This window comes from Enterobacter sp. ECC-175 (assembly GCF_043968675.1).
Taxonomy (GTDB): domain Bacteria; phylum Pseudomonadota; class Gammaproteobacteria; order Enterobacterales; family Enterobacteriaceae; genus Enterobacter.
On sequence record NZ_CP143776.1, the window covers coordinates 2115595 to 2130151 of the forward strand.

The window sequence follows — 14557 nt, forward strand, 5'->3', positions numbered from 1 at the left end:
TTGTCTGCAACCCGCGGTTCAGATAGAATCAACGGCGATGATAGCCAGAACAATTAATTGGAATATTTATGAACCTTAAGGGAAAACGCGGGAAGCTCTTTCTGCTGCTGGCGGTAGTGATATTGATCGGCGTGTATTGGCTATGGCAGGTGCTGAACGCGCCCGTGCCCCAGTACCAGACGCTGATTGTTCGCCCCGGCGAGCTGCAGCAAAACGTGCTGGCGACGGGCAAGCTCGACGCGCTGCGCAAGGTTGACGTGGGCGCGCAGGTGAGCGGCCAGCTGAAAACGCTGTCGGTTGAGATTGGCGACAAGGTGCAAAAAGGCCAGCTGCTCGGCGTGATCGACCCCGAGCAGGCCGAAAACCAGATCCGCGAGGTGGAAGCAACGCTGATGGAGCTGCGCGCGCAGCGCAGCCAGGCGCAGGCGGAGAGCCGCCTTGCACAGGTGACGCTGAGCCGCCAGCAGGCGCTGGCAAAAACGCAGGCCATTTCTCGGCAGGATCTGGACACCGCCGCCACGGAAGTCGCGGTCAAGCAGGCGCAGATTGGCACCATCGACGCGCAAATCAAGCGTAACCAGGCCTCGCTGGATACGGCGAAAACCAACCTCGACTACACCAAAATCGTTGCGCCGATGGCCGGTGAAGTGACCCAAATCACCACCCTCCAGGGGCAAACGGTGATTGCGGCGCAGCAGGCGCCGAACATCCTGACCCTGGCCGATATGAGCACCATGCTGGTCAAGGCGCAGGTGTCCGAGGCCGACGTTATTCACCTTAAGCCTGGGCAAAAGGCCTGGTTCACGGTGCTCGGCGATCCGCAAACCCGCTACGAGGGCGTGCTGAAGGATATCCTGCCGACGCCGGAGAAGGTGAACGACGCCATCTTCTATTACGCCCGCTTTGAGGTGCCTAACCCGCAGGGCGTGCTGCGTCTGGACATGACCGCCCAGGTGCACATTCAGCTGACCGGCGTGAAAAACGTCCTCACCATCCCGCTCTCCGCGCTGGGCGAATCCGCTGGCGACAGCCGCTATAAGGTGAAAGTGCTGCGCAACGGCGAAACCCGCGAGCGCGAGGTGACCATTGGCGAGCGCAACGACACCGACGTGGTGGTGGTGAAAGGCCTGGAAGAGGGCGAAGAGGTCGTCACCAGCGAAAGCCTGCCCGGAGCGGCTAAATGACGGCGCTGCTTGAGCTAACCGATATTCGCCGCAGCTACCCGTCCGGCGACGGGCCGGTGGAGGTCCTGAAGGGGATCACACTGCGCGTGGAAGCGGGAGAGATGGTGGCGATTGTCGGCGCGTCCGGCTCCGGTAAATCGACGCTGATGAATATTCTCGGCTGCCTGGATAAACCGACCAGCGGCACCTACCGCGTGGCGGGGACGGACGTCTCTACGCTGGACGGCGACGCGCTGGCGAAGCTGCGCCGCGAGCACTTTGGGTTTATCTTTCAGCGCTATCATCTGCTTTCGCACCTGAGCGCGGCGCAAAACGTTGAGGTCCCGGCGGTGTACGCGGGCGTGGAGCGCAAAAAGCGCCTCGAGCGCGCGAAGGCGCTGCTGGCGCGTCTGGGGCTGGCCGAGCGCGTGGAGTATCAGCCGTCGCAGCTTTCCGGCGGCCAGCAGCAGCGCGTGAGCATCGCCCGCGCGCTGATGAACGGCGGGCAGGTGATCCTCGCGGATGAACCGACCGGGGCGCTCGACAGCCATTCGGGTGAAGAGGTGATGGCGATCCTCCACCAGCTGCGCGATCAGGGGCATACGGTGATTATCGTGACCCACGACCCGCAGGTGGCGGCGCAGGCGGAGCGCATCATCGAGATCCACGACGGCGAGCTGGTAAGCAACCCGCCGCCGCGCGAATCGCGCGCTGCGGCACCGAAAGAGCCGCTGCCGGTTTCCAGCGGCTGGAGCCAGTTCTCCAGCGGCTTTCGCGAGGCGCTCACCATGGCCTGGCTGGCGATGGCGGCCAACAAGATGCGCACGCTGCTGACCATGCTCGGCATCATTATCGGCATCGCCTCGGTGGTGTCGATTGTGGTGGTGGGCGACGCGGCAAAACAGCTGGTGCTGGCGGATATCCGCGCTATCGGCACCAACACGATTGACGTCTACCCCGGTAAAGATTTCGGCGACGACGAGCCGCAGTACCAGCAGTCCTTAAAGTATGACGACCTGGCGGCCATCCAACGGCAGCCGTGGGTCAATTCGGCCACGCCCGCGGTGTCGCAAAACCTGCGCCTGCGCTACGGCAACATCGACGTGGCGGCAAGCGCGAACGGCGTCAGCGGGGACTATTTTAACGTCTACGGCATGACCTTTAGCCAGGGCGCGACCTTCAACGGCGAGCAGCTCGCGGGCAGGGCGCAGGTGGTTGTGCTGGACGACAATTCGCGCAGGCAGCTTTTCCCGAACAAAACCAACGTGGTGGGTGAAGTGATCCTCGTCGGCAACATGCCTGCGACGGTCATCGGCGTAGCCGAAGAGAAGCAGTCGATGTTTGGCAGCAGTAAAATCCTGCGCGTGTGGCTACCGTATTCCACCATCTCCGGGCGAATTATGGGGCAGTCCTGGCTGAACTCGATCACCGTTCGCGTGAAGGAAGGTTACGACAGCGCCCTCGCCGAGCAGCAGCTTGAGCGCCTGCTGACGCTGCGCCACGGGAAGAAGGATTTCTTCACCTGGAACATGGACGGCCTCTTGAAAACCGCGGAAAAGACCACACGTACTCTTCAGCTGTTCCTGACGCTGGTGGCGGTCATTTCGCTGGTCGTCGGCGGCATCGGGGTGATGAATATCATGCTGGTGTCGGTGACGGAGCGTACGCGCGAAATCGGCATCCGCATGGCGGTGGGCGCTCGCGCCAGCGACGTGCTGCAGCAGTTTTTGATTGAAGCGGTGCTGGTGTGCCTGGTGGGCGGCGCGATGGGCATTGCGCTGTCGATGATGATTGCCTTTGCGCTTCAGCTCTTTTTACCGGGCTGGGAGATTGGCTTCTCGCCGGTGGCGATCCTCACCGCGTTTTTGTGTTCGACCTTTACCGGCATTTTGTTCGGCTGGCTCCCGGCACGCAATGCCGCGCGGCTTGATCCGGTAGACGCGCTGGCGCGGGAATAACCCGAAAATAAAAATGCCAGCCGATCGGGCTGGCATTTTGCCTGCGGGGTGTACACAATTAAACAGAGCGCTACGCGACCGTTGCGACCGCTTCTGCTTCAATAACGGGGACGATAAGACTGGCGTGATTGCCCTTTGGCCCCTGGTGTACGTCGAACTGAACGGACTGCCCGGCTTTGAGCGTCCTGTAACCATCCATCTGAATGGTGGAATAGTGAGCGAAGATATCCTCGCCGCCGCCTTCAGGGCAGATGAACCCAAACCCTTTGGCGTTGTTGAACCACTTAACAGTACCCATTTCCATGCTTCGACTTCCTTCGTAAATCTTATAAATTAAGATGGAATGAACCGGTGGTGGAGTGGAGGCTGTTCAAAACCTCGCCAACTCACGCTTGTACAATTTAGATAAACGAAAGAAGCCGTCAAGCGTTTGGCGCTGGAGTTGGGACAATAATCAACCAAAATTTGAAGCAGTTAACGCTATTGCAACAGTTTGTGACAGACATCGCGGATGACAGTAATAGATGATTGTTATCTAACATCTGAGGTAGATTCAAGAAGATGATGCATCATGGGTAAGACCAACGACTGGCTGGATTTCGACCAGCTGGCGGAAGACAAAGTGCGCGACGCGCTAAAACCGCCATCTATGTATAAAGTTATGTTAATGAACGATGACTACACGCCGATGGAATTTGTTATTGACGTGCTACAAAAGTTCTTTTCTTATGATGTAGAACGTGCAACGCAACTGATGCTTACCGTTCATTATCGAGGCAAAGCCATCTGCGGCATTTTTACGGCAGAAGTGGCGGAAACCAAAGTAGCGATGGTGAACGATTATGCGAGGGAGAACGAGCATCCGTTGCTGTGTACGCTGGAAAAGGCCTGATAAGGCATAAAATTGGGGGAGGTGCCTATGCTCAATCAAGAACTGGAACTCAGTTTAAACATGGCTTTCGCCAGAGCGCGTGAGCACCGACATGAGTTTATGACCGTCGAGCATTTACTGCTCGCACTGCTTAGCAACCCGTCCGCCCGCGAAGCGCTGGAAGCCTGCTCCGTGGACCTGGTGGCGCTACGTCAGGAACTCGAAGCCTTCATCGAACAAACCACACCGGTGCTGCCTGCCAGTGAAGAAGAGCGCGACACGCAGCCGACGCTCAGCTTCCAGCGCGTGCTGCAGCGCGCGGTATTCCACGTCCAGTCTTCCGGGCGTAGCGAAGTCACCGGCGCGAACGTGCTGGTGGCCATCTTCAGCGAGCAGGAGTCCCAGGCGGCCTACCTGCTGCGCAAGCACGAAGTCAGCCGACTCGACGTGGTGAACTTTATTTCTCACGGAACGCGGAAAGACGAGCCAAACCAGGCTTCGGACTCCAGCAATCAGATCAACAACAGCGAAGAGCAAGCAGGCGGGGAGGATCGTATGGAAAACTTCACCACCAACCTTAACCAGCTTGCTCGCGTGGGCGGTATCGATCCGCTGATTGGTCGCGATAAAGAGCTGGAGCGTGCGATCCAGGTGCTGTGCCGCCGCCGCAAAAACAACCCGCTGCTGGTGGGGGAATCCGGCGTGGGGAAAACCGCCATTGCCGAAGGGCTGGCCTGGCGCATTGTGCAGGGCGACGTGCCGGAAGTCATTGCCGATTGCACCATCTACTCGCTGGATATCGGCTCGCTGCTGGCGGGCACCAAGTACCGCGGCGATTTCGAAAAACGCTTTAAGGCGCTGCTGAAACAGCTGGAGCAGGACACCAACAGCATCCTGTTCATCGATGAAATCCATACCATCATCGGTGCGGGCGCGGCGTCCGGCGGCCAGGTCGATGCTGCTAACCTGATCAAACCGCTGCTCTCCAGCGGCAAGATCCGCGTGATGGGCTCCACTACTTACCAGGAGTTCAGCAACATTTTCGAGAAAGACCGCGCGCTGGCGCGTCGCTTCCAGAAAATCGACGTCACCGAGCCGTCCGTTGACGAAACGGTGCAGATCATCAACGGCCTGAAAACCAAGTACGAAGCGCACCACGACGTGCGTTATACCGCGAAAGCGGTGCGTGCGGCGGTGGAGCTGGCGGTGAAATACATCAACGACCGTCACCTGCCGGACAAGGCGATTGACGTGATCGATGAAGCAGGTGCGCGTGCGCGCCTGATGCCGGCCAGCAAGCGCAAGAAAACGGTTAACGTGGCGGATATTGAGTCCGTGGTGGCCCGCATCGCGCGTATCCCTGAGAAGAGCGTTTCTCAGAGCGACCGCGACACGCTGCGCACTCTCGGCAATCGCCTGAAAATGCTGGTCTTTGGTCAGGATAAGGCCATTGAGGCCTTAACCGAAGCGATCAAGATGGCGCGCGCCGGGCTGGGGCATGACCACAAGCCGGTCGGTTCCTTCCTGTTCGCTGGCCCAACCGGCGTCGGGAAAACCGAGGTGACGGTCCAGCTTTCCAAAGCGCTGGGCATTGAGCTGCTGCGCTTTGATATGTCCGAGTACATGGAGCGCCACACCGTCAGCCGCCTGATTGGTGCGCCTCCGGGCTATGTGGGCTTTGACCAGGGCGGCCTGCTCACCGACGCGGTGATCAAGCATCCGCACGCGGTTCTGCTGCTCGATGAAATCGAGAAGGCGCACCCGGACGTGTTCAACATCCTGCTGCAGGTGATGGACAACGGGACGCTGACCGACAACAACGGGCGCAAGGCGGACTTCCGCAACGTGGTGCTGGTGATGACCACCAACGCCGGGGTGCGCGAAACCGAGCGTAAATCCATCGGCCTGATCCACCAGGACAACAGCACCGATGCGATGGAGGAGATCAAGAAGATCTTCACGCCGGAGTTCCGCAACCGTCTGGACAACATTATCTGGTTCGATCACCTGTCTACCGAGGTGATCCATCAGGTGGTGGATAAGTTCATCGTCGAGCTGCAGGTTCAGCTGGACCAGAAAGGCGTGTCGCTGGAAGTCAGCCAGGAGGCCCGTAACTGGCTGGCCGAGAAAGGCTACGACCGTGCGATGGGCGCCCGTCCGATGGCGCGCGTGATTCAGGACAACCTGAAGAAACCGCTGGCGAACGAGCTGCTGTTCGGCTCGCTGGTGGACGGCGGCCAGGTCACCGTGGCGCTGGACCAGGCGAAGAACGAGCTGACCTACGACTTCCAGAGTGCGGCGAAGCACAAGCCGGAAGCGGCACACTAAGTCGTTTTAGTATAAAAGCCGGGTTTCTAACCCGGCTTTTTTTGTGCCCGCTTTTCTTCCACTCCCCGTGGAAAGGGCCGGGAAGAGGAAGAAAAGCGGCAACAGCGCTGACGTATTGAGTGTTTGTTCCCTCTCCCTGTGGGAGAGGGCCAGGGTGAGGCAAGGTAAAAGCAAAACAGCAACGTAAGTTGCTGTTTTTGGTGTTTTTACCCTCTCCCCGTGGGAGAGGGTCAGGGTGAGGGCATCTGACCGCAGAGGAATTTTGCGAGGCGCTTTCCAGTTTCTTTCTAAGTCGGTTGCTGGATAAATTCACAGTGATAAATTGGCGGCGCACCTGCAAAATCAGGTGTCGGGATTGGCGTCCTGATTACATGCGAGAAATGATGTTGGTTCGTCAACTATCATCAGGTTCGTGCACACTTTTGAAAGTTAGCGTTATAATTCGCAGACTCAAATATGGTGGGCTGGACCGGGGCTTCTTTTGAAGCACCGATTTTCCCGTGTGGTCGGTACGCCAAACCGGTTCAGTCTGCCACCTGAGTTGGCGTTCGGGTGGGGATCTTAAAATTTCACACGGAGTCAAAATCACATGGAACATACTAATTTTTCTCATCTCTACAGCGAACTCTCTCTCAATCCCGATCTCCCCGTCCTTGTCGAACGCTGCAAGCTGCTGGTCGAAATTCTGCTGGACTGCAATTCGCTCCCGCAAACGCAGCCTGTATGCCGCTGCCTCGGTGCCTATCTGGATGCAGTGAAGGAAGGGCTTGCGGAGTCGATGAGCGATTTTCGCGTCGTGGAATTTGAAGACGAGCAGCCGCAGCACAAGGAGTGGCTGCTGGATGATACTGAAACGAAGTGCGATTACTGCCGCGCGCTCAATCACGTCCTGCTGATTTCGCATTTTGACCGCGACATGCTCCCGCATCTGACGGGCCTGCTGCATGACATTACGCACTCAATGGCTGATGACATGGTTGTGCCTCGTTGCCAAAGCACGGTTGTGCATCTTATTCCCTGACGTGAAATAGTTCGTCAGGACGTAAACTGACGCATAACTGCGGAACCCTTTTTTGGTATGCCTTTCTAAGTTATTGATTTATAGATAATGAAATTAATGGCTGGAAAAAAGGGTTCAGACAGAGAAAGTTGATTTTTTTCTTTTAGAACAATAGGGTATTGTTGTTTTCTTCCAGTTCACTGCCGTACAGGCAGCTTAGAAAGACGTGTTCGTACGAGTAAAGTTGGGCCACTTGTTCACTGCCGTACAGGCAGCTTAGAAACATCCCACTTGTAGAAATTGCCTGCAGGTCGTGTTCACTGCCGTACAGGCAGCTTAGAAAGAGTGAACCGGGTAAATCAGGTTTTGGATTGCGTTCACTGCCGTACAGGCAGCTTAGAAAGACGACAGCCCGCAAGCGGCTCTCGCCGTAGCGTTCACTGCCGTACAGGCAGCTTAGAAACAGCAAGCCAGAGCTGCTCCATCATGTCTTTGGTTCACTGCCGTACAGGCAGCTTAGAAATTTATGAGCGTCTCATAACTAGAGGCGAAGGCGTTCACTGTCGTACAGGCAGCTTAGAAATCTGGAAGCGCAGCGAATCCACTTCGCAACGCGTTCACTGCCGTACAGGCAGCTTAGAAACGGTAGTGAACTGAACTTTGAGCTGTTCAAAGATGTTCACTGCCGTACAGGCAGCTTAGAAAGCTCATCCATCGGGTCGTATTCGTTAACCAGCGTTCACTGCCGTACAGGCAGTTTAGAAAAGGCAACCGTGATAAGGCTTGCGATAAGCCCGGGTTCACTGCCGTACAGGCAGTCAATAACAAATTAATCAAGGAAAAGATATGAAGATTCTTAAATCCTTATTAGGTTTATGGCTAATAAGGTTGGGAAACAAGACTGAGGACCTGTCAGTCGTAAAACTATATGGAAGACCATTATGGCTTTAAATGGAACTATGATGCTTAACGGTGGTGACTACGCGCCCTTTAACCTCTTTGGTGTTGGCGTGTTCATGGCCCATTCTGGGCAAGGAGCCTACCGTAACAGCGGCTCTTGTGGTGCAATAAAAGGTGCGGGTCCAATTCCCCCGGGTAAATACTGGATTGTTGATCGTGGCACAGGAGGGGTCTTTTCAGGATTGAAAGCTAAGGCGCAAGATCAGTGGAACAAAATCAGATTTGGGGCTGAATTTGGACGTGATGAATGGTTTGCCTTGTATAAGGATGATTGGGGAATAGATGATGGCACCTGGATTGAAAACGTCTACCGTGGATTGTTCAGACTTCATCCCGGAACGGTGTCAGAAGGTTGTATAACGATCGCACATAATTCTGATTTTGCCATAATTCGCAATGCACTTATGAACACAGAGCTTATTCAGATTCCTTGTATGCGTTCCCTGATGGCACGTGGCTTGGTCGAGGTTATTGATGGTGGCTACAAAAATGGTTGTTCGTAAACGGGCTGTTAGGCTGATCAAAACGGTTTGGTTTCTGACAATCACTTTTAGCGTCGGTTATTTTTTAGCTCCTCCGGAAGCTTATCTCAATCATGAGATGATATCTAAAATATGCAATGTGATTTATGGCGACGTGAATGCAGAAACAATGTACGAAACGCATACCAATATTGATATGTTGATGGTTTTTTCATTCAGTGTTTTTATTTATTTCGTAACGTTAAAGACATTCAGTAAAATAAGGAGATAACACATATCAGCTACCTGCGTCGACATGCGCATGGCTTGTGGTTGAATGATTGAACCGTGGTTCAATCACGTTTTGGCCGATCGCCTCGGTAAAATCCTTTATGGATCTAAAAATATCGGTCAGGATTATTTATACGAGCTTTATACATACGTCCGGTTGATAGTTATCTAGTTAATAATAGAGACTATTTACCTGTCAGTAATGAACTTTTTTAACCAAATAAGGTAATAGAGTATGCCAATTCCTCCCTATATGTGGCTCAAAGATGATGGCGGTGCAGACATTAAAGGCTCAGTAGATGTGAAGGACCGTGAAGGTAGTATTGAGATCATAGGGTTAAGCCATGGCCTAAATCTCCCGATAGACAGTGCGGACGGTAAAATTACTGGTACGCGACAACATTCATCAATGAGGATTGAAAAGGAGGTAGATAGGTCAACCCCCTATTTTTATAAAGCTGCATCTACCGGACAGGCATTAAAGAGCGCTGAAATTAAGTTTTATCACATTAATGATGCTGGTCAGGAGGTTTGCTATTACATTGTGTTGTTGGAGAACGTGAAGGTGACTGGCATTAACTGTGCCGTACCGAACGTGAAACTTGCGGCTAATGATAAAATCAACCACGTTGAGAGTGTGAGCCTTCAGTATGAAAAAATAACCTGGCGCATCGTCGATGGGAATATTATGCACAGCGACGCCTGGAACGAACGGCCCTCAGCATAAGCGTTGATACCTATGCGCTAAATGCAGACATATCCCACCGATATCCTGAGGAACCACTGCCGTACAGGCAGCTTAGAAATAAAACGTAACGCCCGTGTCATTTGTGTACAGTTCGCTGCCGTACCCCTATGTATATTTATTTACGGCTCGCCTGCCAAAAAAAAGAGTTAACGCTTCTGGTAATATAATTCTGCAAATAAAGATACTTAGTAATCGGAAATGACACAAAAGTTACCAGAATATATCATCTATCGATGTGGATATATATTCCATTAAATTGAAACGCATATAACCCTTCTGAATAATATTCTTGCGATTAATGCCTGCTGAAAATAATTGGCAATGAAATTAAACAGTTAAGTTTTGTTTAATGTCTCATAATAACTCTTTTTTTGAATTGGATCACATTCCCCACATACACATCATCGATACCATAATCATCATTGATACGTTAACAGATATATTCTATGACCCAGCCAGCCATTACGCCTTCAGATCTGAAAACGATCCTTCATTCTAAACGCGCAAATATCTATTACCTGGAAAAATGCCGTATTCAGGTAAACGGCGGGCGGGTGGAATATGTCACTCAGGAAGGTAAAGAGTCGTTTTACTGGAACATCCCAATAGCGAATACCACCGCCGTAATGCTGGGAATGGGGACCTCGGTCACCCAAATGACGATGCGGGAATTTGCGCGCGCGGGCGTAATGGTCGGCTTTTGCGGTACGGACGGCACGCCGCTGTATTCGGCTAATGAAGTGGATATTGACGTCTCCTGGCTATGCCCGCAAAGCGAATATCGACCCACGGCGTATCTGCAAAACTGGGTCTCGTTCTGGTTCGACGAGGAAAAACGACTGAAGGCGGCAAAGCAGTTTCAAATGATTCGGCTTCAGCAAATAGAGAAACACTGGCTGGGGGCGAGAATGCAGCGCGAGGCGGCGTTCCATCCGGATAAAACCCGGCTGCTTGAGTCTCTGGCATGCGCCCGGGAGAACATGTCGAACTCCGCCGACCATACTGCGTTGATGCTCAAAGAAGCGCTTCTCACTAAATCTCTCTATAAACAGGTTAGCCTGGCGGTTGGCTACGGCGATTTTAGCCGTGCCAAACGCGGTGGCGGTGTGGATATGGCTAACCGGTTTCTCGATCAGGGAAACTATCTGGCCTACGGGCTTGCTGCGGTGGCCGCGTGGGTGACGGGGATCCCGCACGGGCTGGCGGTGATGCACGGCAAAACCCGGCGTGGCGGGCTGGTCTTCGACCTTGCCGATCTGATCAAGGATGCGCTGGTCATGCCGCAGGCGTTTATCGCCGCGATGCAGGGAGAAGACAATATGCAGTTTCGCCAGCGCTGTATTAATGCCTTTCAGCAGGCCGATGCGCTGGACGTCATGATCGCGACGCTTCAGGAAACGGCTTGCTCACTGGCGGGTGTGGCAGAATGAACGTCCTGATTATCTCCCGCTGTACCAAACGCGCCCGTGAAATCAGCTGCCAGATTATTGACCAGTTTGCCGAACGCACCGGCGATGCGGCCTGGCAAACCCCCATAACCCTTGATGGCCTCAATACCCTGCGAAAATTATTGCGCAAACACGCGCGACGTAATACCGCGGTGGCCTGCCACTGGATTAAAAAAAGCGGTGAGACGGAATTGCTCTGGATCGTTGGGAACCTGCGCCGCTTCAACGCTCAGGGGCGCGTGCCGACAAACCGCACGTCAACCAACGTGTTGAAAAACGAGGCTGAACACCACTGGCACAGTGCAGAAAGCATCGCGCTGCTGGCCGCCATCGCCGGGCTGTTTCATGATTTCGGCAAAGCGGGGAAGTGCTTTCAGCAAACCTTGAAGAAGCAAAGTAAGCACAATTACCAGCCTTACCGGCATGAATGGATCTCCGCCCGGCTGTTTCAGGGATTTGCCGCCGGGCAGACCGACGAGCAGTGGCTTGCCTCTTTAGAACGCCTCTCCCTCGCCGACCAAACGCGAATGCTGAACGCAATGCTCAAGGAGCCGCAGCTCATAGATGGCAGCCCGCTTAAGGGATTACCCCCGCTGGCAAGAACCGTGGCATGGCTGATCCTGTCCCATCATCGGCTGCCGCAGTCCCTGCTATCAAGACCCAACCTACAGTACTGCGACGGCTGGCCTGACCGTCAGCTCAACGTCCACTGGAACGCGCTCAATCATCAGGATAATGAAAAGCATCGCTGGAAGCCGGGCGAGTTAAAAAGCGTCTGGACATTCCCCAAGGGTACGCCTTTTAAAAGCGCCGTCTGGCGTGAAAAAGCCAGGCAGATCGGCAGGCGTGCCCGCCATGCAGCGTCGTTACGCCAGTATGGCACGCTGGACAATCTGTTTACCGCGCACCTTGCCCGTCTGTCATTGATGCTGGCCGATCACTTTTATTCTTCACAACCACCCTGCGTCCAGTGGCAGGCACAAGTCTTTGATCTGTGGGCCAATAGCGATCGCGCCACCACTCAGCTAAAACAAAAGCTGGATGAACATAACACAGGCGTGGCGCATCACGCCCTGCTGCTGGGGCGATCGCTGCCCTGGCTGCGGCGTTCGCTGCCTGCGATTGCGCGGCACAACACCTTTCGCGAGCGGGCGAAGGGCGAGCGGTTTCAGTGGCAGAACAGAGCCTGGGATGTGGCGTCGGCGCTGCGCGAACGCAGTGCAGCGCAGGGATTTTTTGGCGTCAATATGGCATCCACCGGCTGCGGCAAAACCTTCGCCAACGCCCGCATCATGTATGCCCTGGCGGATGAGCACGCAGGCTGCCGCTTCAGCATCGCACTGGGCCTGCGTACCCTGACGCTGCAAACCGGGCAGGCGCTGCGCGAACGTCTGAGACTGGATGAGGACACGCTTGCCGTGGTCACCGGTTCGGCTGCCGTGCGTGAACTTTATGAACGACAGCTTAAAGATCAGAAAAAGGAGGAAGAGCCGGACGACAACAGCGCCAGCGACGAAGCATTTTTCGCCAGCCATCAGTACGTTCAGTATGAAGGCAGCGTGAGTCATGGCATTGCACAGCAGTGGCTCTCTTCCGAGCCTGCGCTTAACCGGCTGGTGAGTGCGCCGGTGCTGGTCACGACTATTGATCATCTGATGCCCGCCACAGAAGGCATTCGCGGCGGCAGGCAGATCCCCGCGATGCTGCGCCTGATGACCAGCGACCTGGTGCTGGACGAGCCCGATGATTTTGATATTAACGACCTGCACGCGCTGTCCCGGCTGGTGAACTGGGCCGGAATGCTCGGTTCGCGCGTGCTGCTCTCGTCCGCAACGCTGCCGCCCGCGCTGACGCAGGCTCTGTTCGAGGCCTATCGGGCGGGGCGGGAAGCGTATCAGCAGGCATGCGGCGAGCCGAACAGACCCGTTAATATTTGCTGCGCCTGGTTTGATGAATACGGCGCGCAGTCGCAGGATGTGGCTGAAGGTGGGGTGTTCCAGCAGGCGCACGCCCGGTTTGTCGCCGGGCGGTTGAAAAAGCTTCCTCACCAACCCGTTCTGCGGCTGGGGAAACTTGCCCGCGTCGAACCTGAATCCACCGGCGCGCAGGCGGTTATTTCCGCGGTCGCGAAAACGCTGTATCAGCAGATGCATGACCTTCACCGTGCTCACCACAGCACGCACGTAAGCGGAAAAACGGTGTCATTTGGCCTGATACGGCTGGCAAACATCAACCCGCTGGTGGCCGTGGCGCAGGCGCTGATGGCCATGCCCGCGCCGGAAAATACCTGCATCCACTACTGCGTGTATCACGGGCGGCACCCGCTGGTGGTGCGCTCGCATATTGAAGCCCGGCTGGACAGTGCCTTTACGCGCCACGCTCCCGACAGAATCTGGCTGCTCCCCGAGGTGAAACAGGCGCTGGAATCGCCCTGCCAGCACCATCTGTTTGTGGTGCTTGGCACGTCCGTTTTAGAGGTGGGGCGCGATTTCTGTGCAGACTGGGGGATTATCGAACCCAGTTCCATGCGCTCGCTGATCCAGTTCGCCGGGCGAATTCAGCGCCACCGTCAAAAAGTGCCGGAGACTGAAAACCTGGTGATTTTGAACCGCAACATTAAGGCGCTGCGCGGCGAGAGTATTGCGTACTGCAAGCCGGGTTTCGAAACGAAGGCGCATCCGTTTACCGATCACGATTTACAGACGCTGCTGCCCGCATCGGCGTACTGCGCCATTAATGCCATACCAAGAATAACGGATGCCCTGGCGGATAACGCCTTTGCCGCCCAGGAACACACCCGGCTGCGTGCCGCGCTGCTGGAATCTACTGACAAGAACGAGGCCATCGCTGCCCACTGGTGGAGACTGCCGCTCACCTGGTGCGGCGAGCTGCAACGGCGCACGCCGTTTCGTCAATCGGCATCACAGGAAACGTTTTACCTGGGAATGAAAGAGGAAGACGACAAGCCCGCTTTTTGTCTGATACAGACCAACGGCGGCCTGAAAGATGCGGGGCGATTTGAACGCCAGGAGATTACGCTGGCCGCCGGCGTGGAGCCGTGGTTTGAAGTGGACTATCAGGAGATATTGCTGGCGCAGGCCGAGACGAAGCAGATGGAATTGAAAGAAGTATCAACACGATATGGGGAGATTACGGTGAGGGAATCAGAAGAGCAGTGGCGATATCACCCGATTCTGGGTGTGTTTCGCGCCCCTTGAAAAGGGGCGCGAGCTGCTTGTACAGCAGTAGACGAAGCATTTAGGTGCTTTATATATTTCTAAACTATCTGCGCGATAGTTACGCGGAGAATTTTAGGGCAATAGGTCTAA

The 14557-nt window shown here is 55.1% G+C and carries 10 protein-coding genes and 1 CRISPR repeat array; of the genes, 9 read left to right on the forward strand and 1 reads right to left on the reverse strand.

Translation table 11 applies throughout. From position 1 onward, the window contains the following. Nucleotides 1–68 precede the first annotated feature (68 nt). Both macA and macB read left to right on the forward strand, forming a co-directional pair. Nucleotides 69–1184 (forward strand): macrolide transporter subunit MacA, encoded by a 1116-nt coding sequence (gene macA, locus V1599_RS09995; RefSeq protein ID WP_112012280.1) that lies wholly within the window; start codon nt 69–71, stop codon nt 1182–1184. Then, nucleotides 1181–3121 (forward strand): macrolide ABC transporter ATP-binding protein/permease MacB, encoded by a 1941-nt coding sequence (macB, locus tag V1599_RS10000; protein ID WP_395301474.1) that lies wholly within the window; start codon nt 1181–1183, stop codon nt 3119–3121. Before macA ends, macB begins: the two co-directional genes overlap by 4 nt. A 70-nt stretch (nt 3122–3191) precedes the next feature. Here the strand turns inward: macB and cspD are convergent, their stop codons facing one another. Beyond that, nucleotides 3192–3425 carry a cold shock-like protein CspD gene (gene cspD / locus V1599_RS10005; RefSeq protein ID WP_112012282.1) on the reverse strand — a complete coding sequence of 78 codons (234 nt, stop codon included), beginning with the start codon at nt 3423–3425 and terminating at the stop codon, nt 3192–3194. A 267-nt stretch (nt 3426–3692) separates the two neighbouring features. On the opposite strand from cspD, the gene clpS reads away from it, so the two are divergent. The 7 genes from clpS (at nt 3693) to cas3f (ending at nt 14446) form a co-directional block, all read left to right on the forward strand. Next, a complete protein-coding gene (gene clpS / locus V1599_RS10010) occupies nt 3693–4013 on the forward strand; it encodes an ATP-dependent Clp protease adapter ClpS (RefSeq protein WP_006174393.1) in 321 nt (106 codons plus the stop codon). Nucleotides 4014–4040: 27 nt separating this feature from the next. Next, nucleotides 4041–6320, forward strand: coding sequence for an ATP-dependent Clp protease ATP-binding subunit ClpA (gene clpA / locus V1599_RS10015; RefSeq protein WP_112012283.1), 2280 nt, complete (start codon nt 4041–4043; stop codon nt 6318–6320). Between the two features lie 589 nt (nt 6321–6909). Continuing rightward, nucleotides 6910–7341 (forward strand): hypothetical protein, encoded by a 432-nt coding sequence (locus V1599_RS10020; RefSeq protein ID WP_395301475.1) that lies wholly within the window; start codon nt 6910–6912, stop codon nt 7339–7341. Nucleotides 7342–7515: 174 nt separating this feature from the next. Then, a CRISPR array of direct repeats spans nt 7516–8146; the repeat unit is 28 nt; unit sequence GTTCACTGCCGTACAGGCAGCTTAGAAA. Nucleotides 8147–8261: 115 nt separating this feature from the next. Then, on the forward strand, nt 8262–8783 hold the full coding sequence (locus V1599_RS10025; protein WP_395301476.1) for a DUF2778 domain-containing protein: 522 nt from the start codon (nt 8262–8264) through the stop codon (nt 8781–8783). Nucleotides 8784–9267: 484 nt separating this feature from the next. Next, a complete protein-coding gene (locus V1599_RS10030) occupies nt 9268–9759 on the forward strand; it encodes an Hcp family type VI secretion system effector (protein ID WP_395301477.1) in 492 nt (163 codons plus the stop codon). A gap of 467 nt (nt 9760–10226) precedes the next feature. After that, nucleotides 10227–11210 (forward strand): type I-F CRISPR-associated endonuclease Cas1f, encoded by a 984-nt coding sequence (cas1f, locus tag V1599_RS10035; protein ID WP_395301478.1) that lies wholly within the window; start codon nt 10227–10229, stop codon nt 11208–11210. Beyond that, a complete protein-coding gene (gene cas3f, locus V1599_RS10040; protein WP_395301479.1) occupies nt 11207–14446 on the forward strand; it encodes a type I-F CRISPR-associated helicase Cas3f in 3240 nt (1079 codons plus the stop codon). The genes cas1f and cas3f overlap by 4 nt, the downstream gene beginning before the upstream one ends. Nucleotides 14447–14557: the final 111 nt, after the last annotated feature.